Annotated in this window: 18 protein-coding genes, 1 rRNA gene and 1 riboswitch; of the genes, 6 read left to right on the top strand and 13 right to left on the bottom strand. The window is 70.7% G+C overall.

What is annotated here, in order from left to right; translation table 11 throughout:
• Positions 1-41: 41 nt before the first annotated feature.
• A complete protein-coding gene (locus tag ACFZB3_RS23110; RefSeq protein WP_391377911.1) occupies positions 42-887 on the top strand; it encodes an FAD binding domain-containing protein in 846 nt (281 codons plus the stop codon).
• Positions 884-3,622, top strand: coding sequence for a molybdopterin cofactor-binding domain-containing protein (locus tag ACFZB3_RS23105; RefSeq protein WP_391377909.1), 2,739 nt, complete (start codon positions 884-886; stop codon positions 3,620-3,622). The genes ACFZB3_RS23110 and ACFZB3_RS23105 overlap by 4 nt, the downstream gene beginning before the upstream one ends.
• On the opposite strand, the gene ACFZB3_RS23100 is transcribed toward ACFZB3_RS23105, so the two are convergent.
• A complete protein-coding gene (locus tag ACFZB3_RS23100; RefSeq protein ID WP_391377907.1) occupies positions 3,537-4,025 on the bottom strand; it encodes a molybdopterin-dependent oxidoreductase in 489 nt (162 codons plus the stop codon). The genes ACFZB3_RS23105 and ACFZB3_RS23100 overlap by 86 nt on opposite strands.
• 207 nt (positions 4,026-4,232) lie before the next feature.
• On the opposite strand from ACFZB3_RS23100, the gene modA reads away from it, so the two are divergent.
• From modA to ACFZB3_RS23085, 3 genes are read left to right on the top strand one after another with little or no spacing between them, the layout of a single operon-like run.
• Positions 4,233-5,057 carry a molybdate ABC transporter substrate-binding protein gene (modA, locus tag ACFZB3_RS23095; RefSeq protein WP_391377905.1) on the top strand — a complete coding sequence of 275 codons (825 nt, stop codon included), beginning with the start codon at positions 4,233-4,235 and terminating at the stop codon, positions 5,055-5,057.
• Entirely contained in the window at positions 5,054-5,902 is an 849-nt protein-coding gene (modB, locus tag ACFZB3_RS23090) for a molybdate ABC transporter permease subunit (RefSeq protein WP_391377903.1), read from the top strand. Before modA ends, modB begins: the two co-directional genes overlap by 4 nt.
• Before the next feature lie 25 nt (positions 5,903-5,927).
• Positions 5,928-7,025 (top strand): ATP-binding cassette domain-containing protein, encoded by a 1,098-nt coding sequence (locus ACFZB3_RS23085; protein ID WP_391377901.1) that lies wholly within the window; start codon positions 5,928-5,930, stop codon positions 7,023-7,025.
• A gap of 47 nt (positions 7,026-7,072) precedes the next feature.
• Here ACFZB3_RS23085 and gcvP read toward each other — a convergent pair whose 3' ends face one another.
• Positions 7,073-9,958, bottom strand: coding sequence for an aminomethyl-transferring glycine dehydrogenase (gene gcvP / locus ACFZB3_RS23080; RefSeq protein WP_391377899.1), 2,886 nt, complete (start codon positions 9,956-9,958; stop codon positions 7,073-7,075).
• A 177-nt stretch (positions 9,959-10,135) separates the two neighbouring features.
• Positions 10,136-10,229, bottom strand: a riboswitch (glycine riboswitch).
• 113 nt (positions 10,230-10,342) lie between these two features.
• Between gcvP and ACFZB3_RS23075 the strand changes: the two genes are divergently transcribed.
• Positions 10,343-10,723 carry a PRC-barrel domain-containing protein gene (locus tag ACFZB3_RS23075; RefSeq protein WP_391377897.1) on the top strand — a complete coding sequence of 127 codons (381 nt, stop codon included), beginning with the start codon at positions 10,343-10,345 and terminating at the stop codon, positions 10,721-10,723.
• A gap of 170 nt (positions 10,724-10,893) precedes the next feature.
• Here the strand turns inward: ACFZB3_RS23075 and ACFZB3_RS23070 are convergent, their stop codons facing one another.
• The 11 genes from ACFZB3_RS23070 to rrf all read right to left on the bottom strand — a co-directional run.
• Complete coding sequence (locus tag ACFZB3_RS23070) at positions 10,894-12,258, bottom strand: DNA polymerase IV (RefSeq protein WP_391377895.1); 1,365 nt, start codon at positions 12,256-12,258, stop codon at positions 10,894-10,896.
• A gap of 73 nt (positions 12,259-12,331) precedes the next feature.
• Positions 12,332-12,976 carry a MerR family transcriptional regulator gene (locus ACFZB3_RS23065; RefSeq protein ID WP_391377893.1) on the bottom strand — a complete coding sequence of 215 codons (645 nt, stop codon included), beginning with the start codon at positions 12,974-12,976 and terminating at the stop codon, positions 12,332-12,334.
• Between the two features lie 307 nt (positions 12,977-13,283).
• The gene (locus ACFZB3_RS23060; protein WP_026253112.1) at positions 13,284-13,757 is read right to left on the bottom strand and encodes a bifunctional nuclease family protein; all 474 of its coding nucleotides are present in this window, start codon (positions 13,755-13,757) and stop codon (positions 13,284-13,286) included.
• A 91-nt stretch (positions 13,758-13,848) separates the two neighbouring features.
• Complete coding sequence (locus ACFZB3_RS23055) at positions 13,849-14,586, bottom strand: MerR family transcriptional regulator (RefSeq protein ID WP_391377891.1); 738 nt, start codon at positions 14,584-14,586, stop codon at positions 13,849-13,851.
• Between the two features lie 40 nt (positions 14,587-14,626).
• Entirely contained in the window at positions 14,627-15,457 is an 831-nt protein-coding gene (locus ACFZB3_RS23050) for an FHA domain-containing protein (RefSeq protein ID WP_390047467.1), read from the bottom strand.
• A 190-nt stretch (positions 15,458-15,647) separates the two neighbouring features.
• Positions 15,648-16,484, bottom strand: coding sequence for a DUF881 domain-containing protein (locus ACFZB3_RS23045; protein ID WP_391377889.1), 837 nt, complete (start codon positions 16,482-16,484; stop codon positions 15,648-15,650).
• A 5-nt stretch (positions 16,485-16,489) separates the two neighbouring features.
• A complete protein-coding gene (locus ACFZB3_RS23040; RefSeq protein WP_046727248.1) occupies positions 16,490-16,822 on the bottom strand; it encodes a small basic family protein in 333 nt (110 codons plus the stop codon).
• Positions 16,819-17,730 (bottom strand): DUF881 domain-containing protein, encoded by a 912-nt coding sequence (locus tag ACFZB3_RS23035; RefSeq protein ID WP_391377887.1) that lies wholly within the window; start codon positions 17,728-17,730, stop codon positions 16,819-16,821. The genes ACFZB3_RS23040 and ACFZB3_RS23035 overlap by 4 nt, the downstream gene beginning before the upstream one ends.
• 106 nt (positions 17,731-17,836) lie before the next feature.
• Entirely contained in the window at positions 17,837-20,332 is a 2,496-nt protein-coding gene (locus tag ACFZB3_RS23030) for a sugar phosphate nucleotidyltransferase (protein WP_391377885.1), read from the bottom strand.
• Between the two features lie 127 nt (positions 20,333-20,459).
• A complete protein-coding gene (locus ACFZB3_RS23025) occupies positions 20,460-21,068 on the bottom strand; it encodes a CDP-alcohol phosphatidyltransferase family protein (RefSeq protein ID WP_391377884.1) in 609 nt (202 codons plus the stop codon).
• A 112-nt stretch (positions 21,069-21,180) separates the two neighbouring features.
• Positions 21,181-21,275, bottom strand: a 5S ribosomal RNA gene (gene rrf, locus ACFZB3_RS23020); the annotation flags it as partial.

Raw genomic sequence — 21,275 nt, 5'->3', positions numbered from 1 at the left:
CCAGTCGTGCGGGTCCCCCGCGCGTTGCTTCACTGACCGTCATGGACCTGAACACGGTGGTGGAGATCCGCGACGCCAGGGACCCGGCTCCCTGGCGGCCCGGCGACGCCTGGCTCGGCGGCGGGACCTACCTCTTCTCCGAGCCCCAGCCGCACCTGCGCCGCCTGGTCGACCTGAGCCGCACCGGCTGGACCCCCGTGCACCGCACCCCCGACGGTGCCCTGGAGATCGCCGCCACCTGCACCGTGGCCCAGCTCTCCCGGTACGCACGGACCTTGCCGACGGCGGCCGCCCCGCTCTTCGAGCAGTGCTGCCGGGCCTTCCTCGCCTCCTTCAAGATCTGGAACATGGCCACGGTCGGCGGCAACCTCTGCAACGCCCTCCCGGCCGGCCCGATGATCTCCCTCACGGCCGCGCTCGACGGGGAGTGCCTGCTGATCGCCCAGGACGGCGTACGCCGACGGGTCCCGGTCGCCGGCTTCGTGACCGGCGCGGGCCGCAAGGACCTCGCCGAGGGCGAACTGCTGCGCTCGGTCACCGTCCCGGCCCGCGCACTCGGCCGCCGTACCGCGTTCCGCCAGGCCTCCCTCTACGGCCTGGGCCGCTCCGGTGTGCTGGTGATCGGCACGCTGGACCCCGCCGACGGCTCGTTCGCGCTGACGGTCACGGCGTCGACCGTACGGCCGGTGCGGCTGTGGTTCCCGCTGGTGCCGACGGCAGGGGCGCTGCGGGCGGCGATCGGGGCGGGGGTCGGGGCGGGGGTCGGGGGCGGGGAGTGGTTCGACGACATCCACGGGCTGCCGGAATGGCGGTGCCATATGACATACCACTTCGCGGAGCAGATCCGCCGCGAGCTGCGCGAACCACGCGACCTGGGGGAACGATGAGGATCGAGGTCAACGGCCGGTCCCACGACGACGAACCGCGCCCCGGCCAGTGCCTGCGCACCTATCTCCGCGAGCGCGGCTGGTTCGGGGTGAAGAAGGGCTGCGACGCGGGCGACTGCGGAGCCTGCACGGTCCACGTGGACGGCGAACCGGTGCACAGCTGCCTCTACCCGGCCTTCCGCGCCGACGGCCGCACGGTCACCACCGTCGAGGGCCTGGCCTCACCCGACGGCGAACTCCACCCCGTACAGCGGCGGTTCCTGGACGCCCAGGGCTTCCAGTGCGGCTTCTGCACGGCGGGCTTCCTGATGACCACGGCGGCCCTCACCGACGACCAGCTCACCGACCTCCCCCGGGCGTTCAAGGGCAACCTGTGCCGCTGCACCGGCTACCGGGCCATCGAGGACGCCGTACGCGGGGTCAGGCACGTCGAGGAGCCGTCCGCCGGCGAGTCCGTCGGCCGCAACCTGCCCGCCCCCGCCGGACCGCAGGTCGTCACCGGCACCGCCCGCTACACCTTCGACGTCGACGTGCCCGGCCTGCTCCACATGAAGCTGCTGCGCTCCCCGCACGCGCACGCCCGCATCACCTCGATCGACACCTCGGCCGCGCTCCGCGTGCCGGGCGTGCACGCGGTGTTCACCCACCACGACGCCCCGGAACGCCACTACTCCACCGCCCGCCACGAACACCCCGAGGAGGACCCGGCCGACACCCGCCTGCTCGACGACACGGTCCGCTACATCGGCCAGCGGGTGGCGGCGGTGGTCGCGGACAGCGAGGCGGCGGCGGAGGAGGGCTGCCGCCGCATCACAGTGGTATATGACATCGCACCAGCGGTCCTGGACCCGGAGGAGGCCATGCTCCCCGGCGCCCCCGTCGTCCACGACAAGGACCCCTCGACCGCCCGCATCTCCCGCCCGCACGCCAACGTCGTCGGCGAGGCGCACGGCGAGATCGGTGACGTCGAGGCCGGTTTCGCCGAGGCCGACGCGGTCTACGAGGAGACGTTCCGCACCCAGCGCGTGCAGCACGCCAGCCTGGAGACGCACGGCGCGGTCGCCTGGCTCGACGAGGCCGGCCGCCTCACCGTCCGCACCAGCTCCCAGACCCCGTTCCTCACCCGCCGCGCCCTGTGCGCGCTCTTCGACCTGCCGCCGGAGCAGGTCCGGGTGGTCGCGGGCCGGGTCGGCGGCGGCTTCGGCGGCAAGCAGGAGATGCTGGTCGAGGACATCGTGGCCCTTGCCGTGCTGCGGCTGCGCCGGCCGGTGAAGCTGGAGTACACCCGCGCCGAGCAGTTCTACGGCGCCACCACCCGGCACCCCTTCACCGTCCGCGTGAAGGCGGGCGCCCGCCGGGACGGCACCCTGACCGCGCTCCAGCTGCGGGTGGTCTCCGACACCGGCGCGTACGGCAACCACGGCCCCGCCGTCATGTTCCACAGCGTGGGCGAGTCGACGGCGATGTACCGGGCCCCGCACAAGAAGGTCGACGCCTACTCGGTCTACACCCACACCGTCCCGGCGGGCGCCTTCCGCGGCTACGGCCTGGGCCAGGTGCTGTTCGCGGTCGAGTCCGCCCTGGACGAACTGGCCCGGCAACTCGGCCTGGACCCCGTCGGCTTCAAGGCCCGCAACATCATCGGCCCGGGCGACTCGATGCTCACCCCCGGTGGTCACGAGGAGGACCTGCACATCGCGAGCTACGGTTTCGACCAGTGCGTGTCCATCGTCCGCCGGGCCCAGGCGGAACCCTGCGATCCGGCCCCCGACGGCTGGCTGGTCGGCGAGGGCGCGGCACTGGCGATGATCGCGACGGGCCCGCCGGGCGGCCACATCGCCGACGCCAGGGCCGCCCTGCTCCCCGACGGCGGCTTCGATCTGGCCGTCGGCACGGCCGAGTTCGGCAACGGCACCACGACCGTCCACCGGCAGATCGCGGCCGGTGAACTCGCCACCACCGTCGACCGGATCACCGTCCGCCAGTCCGACACGGACGTCGTACGGCACGACACCGGCGCCTTCGCCTCCACCGGCACCGTGGTCGCGGGCAAGGCCACCCTGCGCGCCGCCCGCGCCCTCGCCGACCTGCTCCTCGACTTCGCCGCGGCCCACCTGCGCGTGGCGCGCGCCGACTGCCGTCTGGCCGAGGAGGCCGTGCTGCACCCCGGCGGGCGGCTGCCGCTCAAGGAGCTGTACGCGGCCGCCCGCTCGGTCGGCGTCGAGTGCGCCGCCGACGGCCACTTCGGCGGCACCCCGCGCTCGGTCGCCTTCAACGCGCAGTGGTTCCGGGTGGCCGTGGACCCGGGCACCGGGGAGATCCGCATCCTGCGCAGCGTGCACGCGGCCGACGCGGGCAAGGTGATGAACCCGATGCAGTGCCGCGGCCAGGTGGAGGGCGGGGTGGCCCAGGCGCTGGGCGCGACCCTCTTCGAGAACGTACGGCTGGACGCGCGCGGCGAGGTGGAGACGGCCGCCTTCCGCCGCTACCGGCTGCCGCAGTACGCCGACATCCCGCGCACCGAGGTGCACTTCATGGAGACCACGGACGCCATCGGGCCGCTGGGCGCCAAGTCGATGAGCGAGAGCCCGTTCAACCCGGTCGCCCCGGCGCTCGCCAACGCGCTGCGGGACGCGACGGGCGTCCGGTTCAGGGAGCTGCCGCTGACGCGCGACCGGGTGTGGCGGGAACTGGATGCCAGCCGCCGTAGCCCCCGTCCACCCGGATCTCCCTGATGCCGCTGATGTGCCGGGCCCCGCAGCGGTCCTGGGGAAGCACCAGTTGCGGACCGGCCCGGTCCAGCGGGGTGTCGTCGATGCTGACGCCGAGCAGAGCCGTGGCACGGCCGAAATCGGGGTCGATCTCCGCCCAGGAGAGCAGCGCGTGGTGCCCGTCGGCGCCGGAGACGGCGATGAGGAAGCGCAGCCGGTCCTTGCGCCGGCCGGGGTCGAATCCGGGTCCGGCGGCGGTGAGGACGTCGTACAGCCGTGGGCCGGTGAAGGCGTGGTGCCGGATGCCGCTGGTGGCGCACTCGAAGCTGGACCGCACCCGGTGCTGGGGCCAGCGCAGGAGGTCGGGCACGGTCAGCCGGGCCGGTCGTGCGAGGTCTCCGGTGAGGACGAGTTCGGCGAGCGTCATGTGCGGCCACCTCCCGGATGACGGTACCCGCGGCACGTCACCGTACAAACGCACATGCCAGCCCCAATCCGAAAGTATGCAGCTCATGCGATGTGACAGAAGACTTACGCCTGGCAACTGCGGCAGTATCATCGCCACGCGGACTGATAGACAGATCGCAGCAGGGCGCGACAGATTGTTCATAGAATCCAGAGGAGTTCACTCGTGATGACCCGTTCCGTGCGCCGGACCCGGCGGACGCTCCAGGTGGCCGGCGCCTCGGTCGCGGCCCTGCTGGCCCTGAGCGCCTGTTCGTCCTCCGACGACTCGTCCGCGACGACGAAGTCGGACACGTCGGCGGCGGCCACGCCCAAGCTGTCGGGCTCGATCACCGTGTTCGCGGCGGCCTCGCTGCAGGAGAGCTTCACGACCCTGAAGGCCGACTTCGAGAAGGCCCACCCGGGCACCAAGGTCGACTTCAGCTTCGGCGGCAGCGACACCCTGGCCGCGCAGATCACCGGCGGGGCGCCGGCCGACGTCTTCGCCTCCGCGAGCCCCAAGACCATGGCGATCGTCACGGACAAGAAGGACAACGCCACCACGCCGGCCACCTTCGTCCGCAACCAGCTGGAGATCGCCACCCTGCCGGGCAACCCCGACAAGATCTCCTCGCTGAAGGACCTCACCAAGTCCTCGCTCAAGGTCGTCCTCTGCGACAAGACGGTGCCGTGCGGCGCCGCCGCGCAGAAGGCCCTGGACGCCAGCAAGCTCAAGCTCACCCCGGTCTCCTACGAGGAGGACGTGAAGTCCGCCCTCAACAAGGTGGTCCTCAAGGAGGCCGACGCGGCGGTCGTCTACAAGACCGACGTGAAGGCCGCCGGCAGCAAGGTGGAGGGCGTGGAGTTCCCCGAGTCCGCCAACGCGATCAACGACTACCCGATCACCCTCCTCAAGAACGCCCCGAACCCGGCGGTGGCCAAGGCGTTCATCGCCCTGGTGCAGTCCGCCGAGGGCCAGCAGGTCCTGAACGAGGCCGGGTTCCTCAAGCCGTGACGCAGGCCGACCGGTCCGGCGCCGCGGCCGGCCCCCGCACGGGCGGTCCGCGGCGCCGGCGCGTTCGGGCAGCCGTACCGCTACCGCTCCTCCTCCCCGGAGCGGTAGCCCTGGTCTTCCTGCTCCTGCCGCTGGTCGCCCTGCTGGTCCGGGCCCCGTGGCGCAGCCTCCCGTCCCTGCTCACCAGCACGGAGGTGTGGCAGGCCCTCCAGCTCTCCCTGGTCTGCGCCACGGCGGCGACGGCCGTCAGCCTGGTCCTCGGCGTCCCCCTGGCCTGGCTGCTGGCCCGCACGGAGTTCCCCGGCCGGGGCTTCGTCCGCGCACTGGTCACCCTCCCGCTCGTGCTGCCCCCGGTGGTCGGCGGTGTGGCCCTGCTCCTCGCGCTGGGCCGCAACGGGGTGGTCGGCCAGTGGCTGGACGCCTGGTTCGGCATCACCCTCCCCTTCACCACCGCGGGCGTGGTGGTCGCCGAGTCCTTCGTCGCCATGCCGTTCCTGGTGATCAGCGTCGAGGGCACGCTCCGCGCCGCCGACCCCCGCTACGAGGAGGCGGCCACCACCCTGGGCGCCTCCCGCTTCACGGCGTTCCGCCGGGTCACGCTCCCCCTCATCGCCCCCGGCATCGCGGCCGGCGCGGTCCTGGCCTGGGCCCGCGCACTCGGCGAGTTCGGAGCGACGATCACGTTCGCCGGCAACTTCCCCGGCCGCACCCAGACCATGCCGCTCGCCGTCTACCTCGCCCTGCAGAACGACCCCGACGCGGCGATCGCGCTCAGCCTGGTGCTGCTGGCGGTGTCGATCGCGGTGCTGGCGGCGTTGCGGGACCGTTGGATGACGGCATCATGAGGACGACCCGGTGGACGACGCCCAGATGACAAACCCACACCCCACGGCACCGGACGACGCCAAGCCGACCACCCCCGGCCTCCACGCCCACCTCGTCGTCACCCGCCCCGCCTTCCACCTGGACATCACCCTCACCGCCGCCCCCGGCGAGGTCGTCGCCCTCCTCGGCCCGAACGGCGCCGGAAAGACCACCGCCCTCCGCGCCCTCGCCGGCCTCACCCCCCTCACCACCGGCCACCTCCGCCTCGACGGAACGGAGTTGGACCGCACGCCCCCCGAATCCCGCCCGGTGGGCGTCGTCTTCCAGGACTACCTCCTCTTCTCCCACCTCACGGCCCTCGACAACGTCGCCTTCGGCCCCCGCTGCCAGGGTGCGACGAAGGCCGAGGCCCGCGCCCGGGCGGCCGCCTGGCTGGACCGCATGGGCCTCGCCGAACACGCCGGCGTCAAACCCCGCCGTCTCTCCGGCGGCCAGGCCCAGCGCGTGGCACTGGCCCGCGCCCTGGCCACCCACCCCCGTCTCCTCCTCCTGGACGAACCGCTCGCCGCCCTCGACGCCCGCACCCGCCTCGACGTACGGTCCCAACTCCGCCGCCACCTGTCCGAGTTCGAGGCCGTCGCGGTGCTGGTCACGCACGACCCGCTGGACGCCATGGTGCTGGCCGACCGCCTGATCGTCATCGAGGACGGCCGGGTCGTCCAGGAGGGCACACCCGCCGACATCGCCCGCCACCCGCGCACCGACTACATCGCCCACCTGGTCGGCCTCAACCTCTACCGGGGCCGGGCCGACGGCCACACGGTCGAACTGGACTCGGGCCCCTCGAACACCACCGCCATCACCACCACCGAAGTCCTCGTCGGCGACGTCTTCGTCGCGTTCCCGCCGAGCGCCGTCACCCTCTTCCGGGACCGCCCCACGGGCGCCAGCGCCCGCAACCTCTGGCGCTGCGAGGTCGCCGGCCTGGAGACCCACGGCGACCAGATCCGCGCCGACCTGACCGGCGAACTCGCCCTCGCCGCAGACCTGACCACCGTCGCAGCCGCAGAACTGGACCTGCATCCCGGCGCCACGGTCTGGGCGACGGTGAAAGCGACCCAGACGCACGCGTACCCGGCATGACGCGAGAGGCCCCGCCGAAGCGGGGCCTCTCGTTCTGTGCCGGTGCGTCAGTCCTCGTACGCGTCCAGCGGCGGGCAGGAGCACACCAGGTTCCGGTCACCGAAGGCCTGGTCGATCCGGCGCACCGGCGGCCAGTACTTGTCGGCGGCGGACACCCCGGCGGGGAAGACGGCCTCCTCCCGGCTGTACGCGTGCTTCCACTCGCCGCCCAGCGCCCCGGCGGTGTGCGGGGCACCGTGCAGCGGGTTGTCGTCGGCGGACCACTCCCCCGCCCCGACCTTGTCGATCTCGGCACGGATGGCGATCATCGCCTCGCAGAACCGGTCCAGCTCGCCGAGGTCCTCGGACTCGGTCGGCTCGATCATCAGCGTGCCGGCCACCGGGAAGGACATCGTCGGCGCGTGGAAGCCGTAGTCGATGAGCCGCTTGGCGACGTCGTCGACGCTCACTCCGGTCGCCTTGGTCAGCGGCCGCAGGTCGATGATGCACTCGTGCGCGACCAGCCCGCCGGGCCCGGTGTAGAGCACGGGGAAGTGCGGCTCCAACCGCTTGGCGACGTAGTTGGCGCTGAGCACGGCCACCTGCGTGGCCCGCTTCAGCCCCTCGCCGCCCATGAGGCGGACGTACGCCCACGAGATCGGCAGGATGCCCGCCGAGCCCCACGGCGCGGCCGAGATCGGCCCGACGCCCGTCTCCGGCCCGGCGGCGGGCTGCATCGGGTGGTTCGGCAGGTACGGCGCGAGGTGCGCGCGCACCGCCACCGGACCGACACCGGGACCGCCGCCGCCGTGCGGGATGCAGAAGGTCTTGTGCAGGTTGAGGTGGGAGACGTCGCCACCGAAGTGGCCGGGCTTGGCGACCCCGACCAGGGCGTTGAGGTTGGCCCCGTCGACGTACACCTGACCGCCGGCCTCGTGCACCTGCGCGCAGATGTCGGCGACGTGCTCCTCGAACACACCGTGCGTGGACGGGTAGGTGATCATCAGCACGGCGAGCTCGTCGCGGTGCTGCTCGATCTTCGCCCGCAGGTCCGCGACGTCGATCTCGCCGTCCTCGGCGGTCTTCACGACGACGACCTTCATGCCCGCCATCACGGCGCTCGCGGCGTTGGTGCCGTGCGCGGACGACGGGATCAGGCACACGGTCCGCTGCGCGTCGCCGTTGGCGCGGTGGTACGCGCGTACGGCGAGCAGCCCGGCCAGCTCGCCCTGCGATCCGGCGTTGGGCTGCAGGGACACCTTGTCGTACCCGGTGACCTCGGCGAGCCGGTCCTCCAGCTCCCGGATGAGGGTGAGGTAGCCCTGCGCCTGCTCGGCGGGGGCGAACGGGTGCAGCTGGCCGAACTCGGGCCAGGTGACCGGTTCCATCTCGGTGGTCGCGTTGAGCTTCATGGTGCAGGAGCCCAGCGGGATCATGCCGCGGTCCAGCGCGTAGTCCCGGTCGGCGAGCCGGCGCAGGTAGCGGAGCATCGCGGTCTCGGAGCGGTGCTGCTCGAAGACGGGGTGGGTCAGGTAGCCGTCGGTGCGCAGCAGCGCCTCGGGCAGCGTGTCCTCGGTGACGGCGTCCAGCGCCGCGACGTCGCCCTCGACGCCGAAGGCCGTCCAGACGGCGCTCAGCTGGGCGCGGGTGGTGGTCTCGTCGCAGGCCATGGAGACGTGGTCGGCGTCGACGAGCCGCAGGTTGACGCCGCCCCGGCGGGCGGCGGCGACGATCTCGGCGGCCTTGCCGGGCACCCGGGCGGTGAGGGTGTCGAAGTAGGCGCCGTGGACGATCCCGACACCGCCGGCCCTGAGGCCCGCGGCGAGGATCGTGGCGTAGCGGTGCGTCCGCTGGGCGATGGCCTTGAGCCCCTCGGGACCGTGGTAGACGGCGTACATGCCGGCCATCACGGCGAGCAGCACCTGCGCGGTGCAGATGTTGCTGGTGGCCTTCTCCCGCCGGATGTGCTGCTCGCGGGTCTGCAGCGCCAGCCGGTACGCCCTGTTGCCGTCGGCGTCCACGGAGACGCCCACGAGCCGTCCGGGCAGGCTGCGCGCGAACTTCTCGCGGACCGCCATGTAACCGGCGTGCGGCCCGCCGAAGCCCATCGGCACGCCGAACCGCTGGGTGGTGCCGACGGCGATGTCGGCGCCGAGCTCGCCCGGCGACGCCAGCAGGGTCAGCGCGAGCAGGTCGGCGGCGACGGTGACGAGCGCACCGGCTTCATGGGCCTGCTCGATGACGCCCTTGATGTCGCGTACGGCTCCGGAGGCGCCGGGGTACTGGACGAGCACCCCGTTGATCTCCCGCCCGGCGAGGTCCGCCGGGATGCCGTCGGTGAGGTCGGCGACCACGACCTCCACGCCCGTGGGCTCGGCCCGGGTCTGGATCACGGCGATGGTCTGCGGCAGCGCGTCCGCGTCGACGACGAAGACGCCCTTCTTGTTCTTGCCCATGCGCAGCGACAGGGCCATGGCCTCGGCGGCGGCCGTGCCCTCGTCGAGCAGCGAGGCACCGGAGGTGGGCAGTCCGGTGAGGTCGGCGACCACGGTCTGGAAGTTCAGCAGCGCCTCCAGCCGGCCCTGGGAGATCTCCGGCTGGTAGGGCGTGTAGGCCGTGTACCAGGCGGGGTTCTCCATCACGTTGCGCAGGATCACGGGCGGCGTGAAGGTCCCGTAGTACCCCAGGCCGATCATCGAGTCGAGCACCTGGTTCCGGTCGGCCAGCGACCGCAGCTCGGCCAGGACCTCGGCCTCGGTCCGGGCGTCCGGCAGCTGCAGGCGGTCGGCGTTCTTGATCACGTCCGGCACGGCGGCGGCGGTCAGCTCGTCGAGCGAGCCGTACCCGACCTGGGCGAGCATCTTGGCCCGGGCCTCGTGATCGGGGCCGATGTGGCGCTGCTCGAAGGGAATCCCCTGCTCAAGTTCGGAGAGCGGGATGCGCTGGGCGGTCATTACGGAGGCCTCCTGGTCTGACGCGACCTTCGAGGGGTACCCCGGCACGGGTACCCCGACGGCCTCCCCCTCTGTCATCTGACCTGAGAGCTTCACCGGTGCGCCCTCGCGGACCACCGGTTTTCACCGTCGGTGAGGGCGGACGCCGTCGACATCCGCCCTGCTTTCCAGAGTGACCTCGTCCGTGCGGTACGTGAGCCTGAGAGATTCCGGGGAGGATTTGCTCCTTCGGCGCCTCCGGTTGCCCGGAGGACTCTCCCGCACGGGGTCAGCAGCCGCTGCCAGCCTACCAGCGAGGGCAACACCGGAGCCTTCGAGTGGCCGCCTCCTTCAATGTGCTCTTTTGTAGTGCTTACGGATGAGTTGCGACCAAGTGGAGGGCCCGTGCAGACCGACATCGATCCGCGCAACCTGATCGGCCGCAAGGCGTTCGACCGCAACGGCACGAAGATCGGCACGATCGACGAGGTGTACCTCGACGACGCGACGGGCGTGCCGGAGTGGGCGGCCATACGCACCGGCCTGTTCTCCCGGGACGCCTTCGTGCCCCTGGAGCCCAGCGAACTGGTCGAGGGCACCCTCAAGGTCCCCTTCGACCGCGCCCTGATCAAAGACGCCCCCGACTTCGGCGTGGGCCGCCACCTCTCCCCGGAACAGGAACTCCAGCTCTACCACCACTACGGCCTGGACACGACCGCCCCGCCACCGGACCGCCCGGACCACGACTTCGGCAAACTGGCAGGCACGGAGGACGCCGGGGCGTAGGGCCGACGCCGGGACGCTGCCCAGCCGCCTGGCTACCCGGCTCTACCCGTGCGGGCAGTCGTGCCGCTGGGGCGGCACGGGTGGGCGCTGGGGGTCCCCCGGCCGAAGGCTGGGGGAGACACCCGGCAAGCGCCGGTGAGCGTCCCCACCCCCGCCCGGCCCCACGCCGGTCACATACGCACCCCGTCCGCCGAAACCCCCGGCACCAACGGCAACGGCTCCGCCGGCTCCAGCTCGGGATCCTCGACCCGAAACGTCCGCACTCTCCCCGGCCCCGCCGACCCCGGCGTCTCGAACCGCACCGTCACCCGCCCCAGCCCACTCCCCTGCACCCACCCGTGCCCGTGCTCGGCATGCCGCACATCGTGCCCCGCGGGCCATCGCCGCTCGGTCACCACCTCCTCCTCCGCAACCGTCTCCGAAACGTCCTCCTCCGTCGTGAACTCCGCCGCCCCCTCCCCGGCCGCCGCCTGCGCGAACAGGTCCTCCTGGGTGTAGTCGGCCAGCCCCGACACCCCCACCCCCAGCAACCGCACACCCCCCGTCGTGTCCACCGAGTCCAGCAGCCGCGCCGCCGCCTCCCGCACCACCGCCGGGTCGTCCGTCGGCCCCCTGAGCGTCTCGGACCGGGTGAGCGTCGAGAAGTCGTACCGCCGTACCTTCAGCACGATGGTCCGCCCCGACAGCCCGGCACCGCGCAGCCGCCGCACACACCGGTCGGCCAGCCGCTGCACCTCGAGACCCACCCGCAGCCGGTCGTGGATGTCCACGTCATAGGTGTCCTCGACCGACACCGACTTGGTCTCCCGCTCGGCCACCACGGGCCGCTCGTCGTGGGCCAGCGCCATCGCGTACAGGGCGTGCCCGTGGGCCTTGCCCAGCAGCCGGACGAGCTCGTCCTCCCCGGCCTCGGCGATCTCGTCGACCGTGGTGATCCCGGCCCGCCGCAGATGGTCCCCCGTCGCCGGCCCCACCCCCGGCAGGGTCCGAACCGTCATCGGCCCCAGCATCGCCCGCTCCGTGCCCGGCTCGATCAGCACCAGCCCGTCCGGCTTGGCCTGCTCGGAGGCGATCTTCGCGAGCATCTTGGAGGCGGCGAGCCCGACCGACCCGGAGAGCCCCGTGACGGCCCGTATGTCCGCGCGCAGCCTCTCCCCCACCAGCAGGGCCGACGCGGCGTCCCAGGCCACCTCACCGGCCTCCAGGTCCACGAAGGCCTCGTCCAGGCTGAGCGGCTCCACCAGCGGCGAGAGGCCGCGCAGCAGCCCCATCACCTGCTCGCTGATCGACCGGTACAGGCCGAAGCGCGGCACCAGGTACGCGGCGTTCGGCGCCAGCCGCCGTGCCTGCCCCATCGGCATCGCGGAGTGCACCCCGAACACCCGGGCCTCGTACGACGCGGTGGCCACCACACCGCGTGGTCCGAGCCCGCCCACGACCACGGCCTTCCCGCGCAGGCTCGGCTTGGACGCCTGCTCCACCGAGGCGAAGAAGGCATCCATGTCGAGATGCAGGATCGTGGGCGCGTTTCTCACATCTCCGATGCTGCACCACAGCACTGACAATGCCCCGGCACGGTGTCCCGTGCCGGGGCATCACATGAGGCCTTCAGACCGCCCGGTTGCGCCGCCGTGCCAGTTCGTCGGCGGGGTTGTGGCCGACGAGCGTCTCCCCGGTGTCGACGCGCTCGCCGTGCAGTTGGGAAAGCGCGCTCTCCACGTCCCGCCACACCACGCCGACCGCGATCCCGAAGATGCCCTGACCGCCCTGGAGCAGGGCGTGCACCTCGTCGGGCGAGCTGCACTCGTAGACCGTGGCACCGTCGCTCATCAGGGTCATCCGCTCCAGATCGCGGAAACCGCGTTCCCTCAGATGCTGGACGGCGGTGCGGATGTTCTGGAGAGAGACCCCGGTGTCCAGGAACCGCTTGACGATCTTCAGGACGACGACGTCCCGGAAGCTGTACAGACGCTGGGTGCCCGACCCGTGGGCCGGCCGCACACTGGGCTCGACAAGGCCGGTGCGGGCCCAGTAGTCGAGCTGCCGGTAGGTGATGCCGGCCGCCGCGCAGGCCGTGGGCCCGCGGTAGCCGATCTCCTCGGTGGCCATGGACGCCGCCCCTCCGCCGCTGTGCACTGCGGTCGGCCGCTGTGGGGCGTGACCGGCAATGCTGCTGTGAAGCGGGGACGGACCGCTCTCCCCGAAACCGCGTCCGGGGGCACCCCCAGCCATACCGTCGCCGCTGCTTCTCACGCCGACCTCCGTCCTTGACCTGCCTTCTCGACGGTAGGCAGTCACCAGGGGTGCGTCAACGATCGCCACACTCGGCACGCCGAGTGATAATCACCCTAGGAGTGGTTTCCCGTGCCCCACCGCGGGGAAAGGCTAGCCGAATGCTCTGGCGGGAGGCCGTAGGACGCTCTCAATGGCCGCTGGCAATTGCCCATGAGTTTCGGCTGCGACCAGCCCCCGACCAAGCCCGAACCGGCCCGTCACCGGACTTCTGTCACGAACCGGCCCGTCACCGACCTCCTGGCGGGTGACGGGCCGCTGTGGTCCCTCACTGGCTGCTGGTGCCGAAGTCCTCGGGCGAGATCTGGTCGAGGAACTCGCGGAACTTCTCCACCTCGTCCTCCTGCTCGTCCGGGATCGCGATGCCCGCGTCGTCCAGCACCGTGTCACTGCCGTAGATCGGCGTTCCGGTGCGCAGCGCCAGCGCTATGGCGTCGGACGGACGGGCACTGACCTCGACCCCGCTGGCGAAGACCAGCTCCGCGTAGAAGACGCCTTCACGCAGGTCCGTGATGCGCACTTCGGTGAGCTCCTGGCCGACGGCCTCCAGCACGTCCTTGAACAGGTCGTGGGTCAGCGGCCTGGCAGGCGCCATGCCCTGCTGGGCGAACGCGATCGCCGTCGCCTCCCCCGGCCCGATCCAGATGGGGAGGTAACGGTCGCCTCCCACTTCGCGCAGGAGCACGATCGGTTGGTTGGAGGGCATTTCCACCCGGACACCTACGACATCGAGCTCGTTCACACAGCAACCCTAGGCCGTGCCCGGGACGTTTGGGTAGTCGGGCCCGGAACGCGCGCCCGATCCGGCCTCCGCCCGGGTCCTGTCGACGTACTCACGGCAACCGCACCCCCAGCGCCGTCTGCATCAGCGCGGCGTGCAGCTTCACCGTGAGCGCCGCCAGCTCCTTCGTGCGGGCCTCCGCATGGGCCCTGGTCTGCGGGTTGCGGTGCCGCTTGAGCGGCGCCACCACCTGGTCCACCAGGCCTGCCTCCCGGTCGGCGGCGGCCTTCATCGCCCGCAGATGACGCGGCTCGATCCCGAACCGGCCCAGCTCGGCCACGAGCGAAGCCACGGTGACCGTCTCGGCGTCGTACACGCCGTCCTCCAGCGGAGCGATCAGTCCGTACGACTCCCACTCCGCGAGGCGACTCTCGTCGATGTCGGCGGCCGCGAGCAGCTCGTCCCGGCCGATCCGCGCCACCGTGGACACCTCGGGAGCCATCGGCACGGCCTCACCGTCCCGCTGCCGCCCCAGCACGGGCGGCTGCACCGCCTCGCCGCGCTCCATGGCTTCCAGGTACTCCCGGATGACCTTGAGCGGCAGATAGTGGTCCCGCTGCATCCGCAGGACGTGTCCCAGACGCTCCACGTCCCCGGCGCTGAACTTCCGGTACCCGGAAGGGGTACGGCGCGGCTCGATGAGCCCCTCCGACTCCAGAAAACGGATCTTGGAGATGGTGACTTCGGGGAACTCGTCGCGCAGCACGTTCAGCACCGTGCCGATGCTCATCAGCCCGGATTCCGTGGCGGCGGTGCCGTGACCGGTACCGCCGCTCGGTGTGTGCAGCATGGACCTTCTTCCCTGGGTCCTCCAGGCGAGCTCCGGAGGGTCAGATGCCCTGCCGGCTCGCGTAGAAGACCAGCCGGTACTTGCCGATCTGGACCTCGTCACCGTTCGACAGAGCGACCTGGTCGATGCGCTCCCGGTTGACGTACGTGCCGTTGAGGCTGCCGACGTCGGCCACCGTGAACGAGCCGTCCGGCTGGCGGCGGAACTCCACGTGCCGACGCGAGACCGTCACGTCGTCGAGGAAGATGTCGCTCTGCGGGTGACGGCCGGCCGTGGTCAGGTCGCTGTCCAGCAGGAACCGGCTGCCCGAGTTCGGGCCCCGGCGCACGACCAGCAGCGCGGAACCGAGCGGCAGCGCGTCGACCGCCGCCTGCGCCTCGGGCGAGAGCGACGGCATCTGGGTCTGGCCGGTGACCTCGGCGTCGTAGGCCTCCAGGCCGGAGATCGAGATCGTGGACGTCGTCTCCGACGCACGCTCGGGTACGGCGCCCGCACGCAGCGGGGCTCCGCAGTTGGAACAGAAGCGGGCGTTCTCCGCGTTGCGGTTACCGCACCTCGTACAAACCAGGGCCGACATGGACGGATCCTCCTGCCGCGGCTGCCCCGCCGGGGCGTTGGACGCGTACGGGCCGGAGGCGAACCCTCCACCCGTACCTGAGGTTGACGGTTGCCCGAAACCTATGCCGCCGGACTGGGACGGGTCAACTGACGGCGCGCCCTGACCTCCCGAAATGTCACCCCCCGGACCAGCCACCTGGTCCCGGAACAGCGGGCGCTGGCCCTCCGCGTCGGGCTGTGCCCGATGGCGCGCGGTCGCGTTGTCGCTACCCTCTCGCGCGCTCTTGCCGAACAACTTCGCAAACAACTTCACGGGCGATTCCCCTTGACCGAAACAGACCCGCCCGTGGGGCAGGACGAACCCTGACTGAATAAACCGGCCGACCCGGACAACCACACAACGTCCGTATCCACCAGACAGTTTCCACCACGCTCCGGTTCCCCGGTGCGCCGACCCCCCGCATCCTCATGCCCTCGCCGGACGTCCCCCATGCACCGCCGGTTCACTGTGAGGACGACCGAGCGTAGTCAGGCTGCTTCGCCGGTCGCAAGGCATCCACGACGATCTTGGCGGATCGCTCGACGGTCACAGTCGCCTGCTCCTTCTCCAGGGTCTGCACCACGCCTCCGGGGATGTTCAGGGCCGGTTCGAGGTCCTGCGGCTTGCCGATCACCCTGAAAACGTAAGGCTGGGTGATCTTGTTCCCGTCGACGCTCACACTCTTCCCGGAGTCGGTGAGATAGGTACCGGCGATCACCCGGACCCCGTTGACCTGGATCGCCTCCGCGCCGGCCGCGCGCAGCTCCTGGATCGCGTCGAGCAGCATGTCCGCCTGCACCGTCCCCTTCGGGTCGTCGACCGTCATCGTGATGCCAGGACCCTGCGCCGCCACGGTGCCCGCGAGAATACCGAGTTGCCGCTCCTTCTCGGCCGTCTGCCTGCGGGCCTCCGCCGCCTGGTCGGAGCTGCTCTGCAACTCCTCGCGCTGCTTCTCGAGTCCTGTCTTCTCGTCCTCAAGACGCTGAGTACGGTCGTCCAGTTCATCGAGGATACGAACAAGATCTTCCTGCCGGGCGCCACGCAGCGCACTGTCGCTGTCGCTGTTCGACGCCACCTGCACGGCGAGCCCGAATCCGAGCCCGAAAAGCAGCACGGCGACGATCAGTTGGGCCCTGCTCACGCGTGGCGGCCACAGCCCCTGGACCAGCCTCTCGCGGCCGGTCAGCCCGGCCTCCGGCTTCGGCTCGGCGGCGGAACCGGCCTCCGGCGCCGCGGCGGGCACCTCGGCCGGGAGTTCTCTGCGCAGCCGGTGCTCCGGCTCCTTCTCGTGCTCGCCCATGCCGCTCACGCCCGGAAGACGTGCCGTCGGATCGCCGCGGCGTTGGAGAAGATGCGGATACCAAGGACGACCACGACCCCCGTGGACAGCTGCGAGCCCACACCCAACTTGTCGCCGAGGAAGACGATCAGCGCGGCCACCACCACGTTCGACAGGAAGGACACCACGAAGACCTTGTCGTCGAAGATCCCGTCCAGCATGGCCCGCAGACCGCCGAAGACGGCGTCGAGCGCCGCGACGACGGCGATCGGCAGATACGGCTCGACGACCGCCGGAACCTCAGGCCGGACCAACAGTCCGGCCACGACGCCCACGACGAGGCCAAGTACGGCGATCACGATGTGCCCTTCTCAGTCTTCTCGGTGTACGGCTGTGCTGTACGTACGATCACGCTGGGCGCGGCGGGCAACCGGACGTCACTCTCCGTGGAGATGGTCGCCCGGATGTCGAAGTTCTCCTCCAGGGCATGCAGATACAGCCCGTCGGGACTGTCCTGGAACCTGGAGCCGAGCTTCTGCCCGTCCCCCACCGCCAGCACCGTGTACGGCGGTACCAGCGGCCTGTTGTCGACAAGTATCGCGTCCCCCGCGGCCCTGATCGCGGACAGGGCGGTCAGCCGCTGCCCGTTGATCGAGACCGCCTCGGCGCCCGAGGCCCACAGCCCGTTCACGACGCGCTGCATGTCATGGTCCCGCACCCGGCCGGTGTCGGAGAACCCGGAGGTCTCCCGGGGATTGCCGGCGTCGCCGCCCGAGGAGGCCTCCTTGGCGTCGTTCACCACCAGCTTCACACCGGGGCCGTGCACCGCCGTGGCGCCCGACAGGACGTCCACCAGGTCCGCCTGCCCGCTGCCGCCGCTCTCGTTCAGTGCGGCGCGCTGGCGGGCGCTGACGTCGTCCCGGAGCTTGTCGACACCGGTCTCCAGCTTGTCCGCGGCCGCCGTCTCCCGGTCGATCCTGTCGATGAGCTCCTGGCGCTCCTTGGCCACCACGGGCGCCGTCACGCGCGCCTGCGCCGCTCCCACGGTCACCACGAGGGCCGCCAGCACCAGACCGCCGGCGAGGCCCAGCCGGGCCCGGAGGGTCTTCGGCATGCCGCCGCCCTCCCCCTGGGCCCGCTTCCGGGCGGCCGCCTCGGCGTACCCGTCGTCGAGGCTGTGGTCCATGACGTTGGTGATCAACGACATGGAGGCGTCCGGACGCGACGGCCGGGCGGCGCTGCTCCGAACGGGGGGTTGCTGCGGCATGCCGCACATCGTCGCACGTCGCGACCAGTACCTCCGAACGGCCCCACCGGCGTGCCGGACCGGCCCCCGTGGGGACACATGTCCGGCACGCACGCGTGCAGCGGTTTTACCGTCCGGCGCTGTCCACTGTCGCCGACCACTCGTCCAACAGAGCCTGCGCCGACGCGTCGTCGGGCCCCTCGGCCCACAGATGGGTGACCGCCTCGGCCGGGTCGGGCAGCACCATCACCCAGCGCCCGTCGGTCTCGACGACCCGCACCCCGTCGGTCGTGTCGACGAACCGATCACCGGCCGCCTCGACGACACGCCGCATGACCAGCCCCTTGACAGCCCACGGTGTGGCCAGGTCCCGCTTGAGGACGTGCGCCTTCGGGATCCGGGCGTCGATCTGGCTGAGCGTGAGCTGCGTCCGCGCCACCAGACCGATCAGGCGTACGAACGCGGCCGTACCGTCGTAGACACTGCTGAACTCCGGGACGATGAATCCGCCCTTGCCGTCACCACCGAAGATGGTGCCCTCCTCACGCCCCACGCGCGTGAGGTCGTCGGGAGAGGTGGTCGTCCACTCGACCTGGGTACCGTGGTACGCCGCCACCTGCTCGGCGATCCGGGTCGTGGTGACCGGAAGCGCCACCCGGCCGCTGCGCCGCTCGGCGGCGACCAGGTCGAGCATCACAAGGAGCGCACGGTCGTCCTCGATGATGCGGCCCTTCTCGTCCACCAGGGACAGCCGCTCACCGACCGGGTCGAACCGCACACCGAACGCGGCCCCGGACGACGCCACGATCTCGCCGAGCCGTACCAGCCCGGCCCGCCGCTGGTCGGCGGTCTCCGTGGGCCTCGCCTCGTTCAGGCCCGGGTTGATGGTCAGCGAGTCCACACCGAGCTTGCCGAGCAGGCTCGGCAGCACGAGCCCGGCGCTGCCGTTGGAGGCGTCCACGACGACCTTGAGGCCCGATTCGGCGACCCCGGTCGTGTCGACGTTCCGCAGCAGCGACCCGGTGTACGAGTCGAAGACGCTGGCCGGGAAGTACAGGTCGCCGATCTCGCCGGGGAACGCGCGCCGGTACTCCTGCCGCGCGAAGATCCGGTCCAGCTTGCGCTGGCTGGCCTGGGAGAGGTCGGCGCCCTGCCCGTCGAAGAACATGATGTCCACGGAGTCCGGCACCCCGGGCGAGGTCCGGATCATGATCCCGCCGGCGCTGCCCCGCCCGGTCTGCTGCCGGGCCACGGGCAGCGGCACGTTCTCCAGGTCGCGTACGTCGATGGCACTGGCCTGGAGCGCGGAGATCACCGCCCGCTTGAGCGCACGGGCACCGCGGGAGTGGTCACGGGCCGTCGTGACGGTGGACCCCTTCTTCAGGGTGGTCGCGTACGCGCCGGCCAGCCGTACGGCCAGTTCCGGCGTGATCTCGACGTTCAGGATCCCGGAAACGCCCCGGGCGCCGAACAGGTGCGCCTGCCCCCTGGACTCCCAGATCACCGAGGTGTTGACGAAGGCGCCGGCTTCGATGGTCTTGAAGGGATAGACCCGGACATTGCCCTGAACGATCGATTCTTCACCGATCAGGCACTCGTCACCGATGACCGCCCCGTCCTCGATCCGCGCGGCCCGCATGATGTCGGTGTTCTTCCCGACGACACAGCCCCGCAGGTTGCTGTGCTGCCCGACGTACACGTTGTCGTGGACGACGGCCCGGTGCAGGAAGGCGCCGCTCTTCACGACGACGTTGGACCCGACGACGGTGTGCTCCCGGATTTCCGCGCCGGCCTCGACCTTGGCGTAGTCACCGATGTACAACGGCCCGCGCAGATCGGCGTCCGCGTGCACCTCCGCCCCCTCGGCGACCCATACACCGGGGGATATCTCGAAGCCGTCGATGTCGACGTCGACCTTGCCCTCCAGGACGTCGGCCTGCGCCTTCACGTACGACTCGTGAGTACCGACGTCCTCCCAGTAGCCCTCGGCGATGTAGCCGTAGATCGGCTTGCCTTCCTTCATCAGCTGCGGGAAGACATCGCCGGACCAGTCGACGGGAACGTCGGCCTCGACATAGTCGAATACCTCGGGCTCCATGACATAGATGCCCGTGTTCACCGTGTCGGAGAAGACCTGGCCCCAGGTCGGCTTCTCGAGGAAGCGCTCGACTTTGCCCTCTTCGTCGACGATGGTGATGCCGAATTCCAGCGGATTGGGCACCCGCGTCAGGCAGACCGTGACGAGCGCGCCCTTTGCCTTGTGGAAGTTGATCAGCTCGGTGAGGTCGAAGTCGGTCAGCGCATCGCCGGAGATGACGAGGAAAGCATCGTCCTTCAACGCCTCTTCGGCGTTCTTGACGCTTCCGGCGGTACCGAGTGGCTTCTCCTCGTTGGCATAGGTGAGCTCCATACCGAGCTCCTCGCCGTCCCCGAAGTAGTTCTTGACCAGCGATGCCAGGAACTGCACAGTGACGACGGTCTCGGTGAGCCCATGCCTTTTGAGCAGCCGAAGCACATGCTCCATGATCGGTCGGTTGACGACCGGAAGGAGTGGCTTGGGCATGCTGGAGGTCATGGGGCGAAGGCGTGTGCCTTCACCACCGGCCATCACGACGGCCTTCATGTCGGAAGCGTCCTCCTCTAAGAGATGACGGTCTAGCCGACTTCACCCGTCCAGATTGTCCCGCACTTTTCCGCCGCGGGCCATCGAGAGCAATCGAGGGGCCACTACGTCCGGACAATCGCCGAGCTCAATCGGCTGTGGCGTCCGCGCGGACGAGGCGGCGGACTTGCACCACGTAGAGCACTCCTGCCCACCAGTAGAGCGTTGTACCCCACCCTGCGAACGCCCATCCGAAAATAGCAGCGAGTGACGAGATCCAGCCGCTTCCGTCACTCAGGAGCAGGAGCGGGAACGCGTACATCAGATTGAACGTGGCGGCCTTCCCCAGGAAGTTCACCTGGGGTGGCGGATAGCCGTGCCGGCGGAGGATCCCCACCATCACCAGCAGAACCAGCTCACGCAGCAGCAGCGCGGCTGTCAGCCAGAGCGGCAGGATCTCGCGCCACGTGAGCCCGACCAACGTCGACAGCACGTAGAGCCGGTCCGCGGCGGGGTCGAGCAGCCGGCCGAGACTGCTGATCTGGTTCCAGCGCCGGGCGAGCTTGCCGTCCAGGTAGTCGCTGACGCCGCTGAAGAGCAGTACCAGCAGGGCCCAGCCGTCGCTCTTGGGCCCGCCGAACTCAGGCCTGAGGATCAACCACAGGAAGACGGGTACGCCGACCAGACGCGCCATGCTGAGGATGTTCGGGATGGTGAGGACACGGTCCGTCTGGACACGCGTCTCCTGGACCTCCACCCGGGGGCCTCCTGTGGTGGGAAACGAGCCAACTTTGCTCCCTGACCCTACCTCAACGCAAAAAAGCTCTGGCTCTTGGGCTTGTTGCCCAAGAGCCAGAGCTCTAAAAGGAGTTCGGCGGTGTCCTACTCTCCCACAGGGTCCCCCCTGCAGTACCATCGGCGCTGTGAGGCTTAGCTTCCGGGTTCGGAATGTAACCGGGCGTTT

Source organism: Streptomyces sp. NPDC008092 (genome assembly GCF_042957285.1).
Taxonomy (GTDB): domain Bacteria; phylum Actinomycetota; class Actinomycetes; order Streptomycetales; family Streptomycetaceae; genus Streptomyces.
The sequence above is the reverse complement of the archived record's forward strand: the minus strand, read 5'-3'. Positions and strand labels throughout refer to the sequence as shown.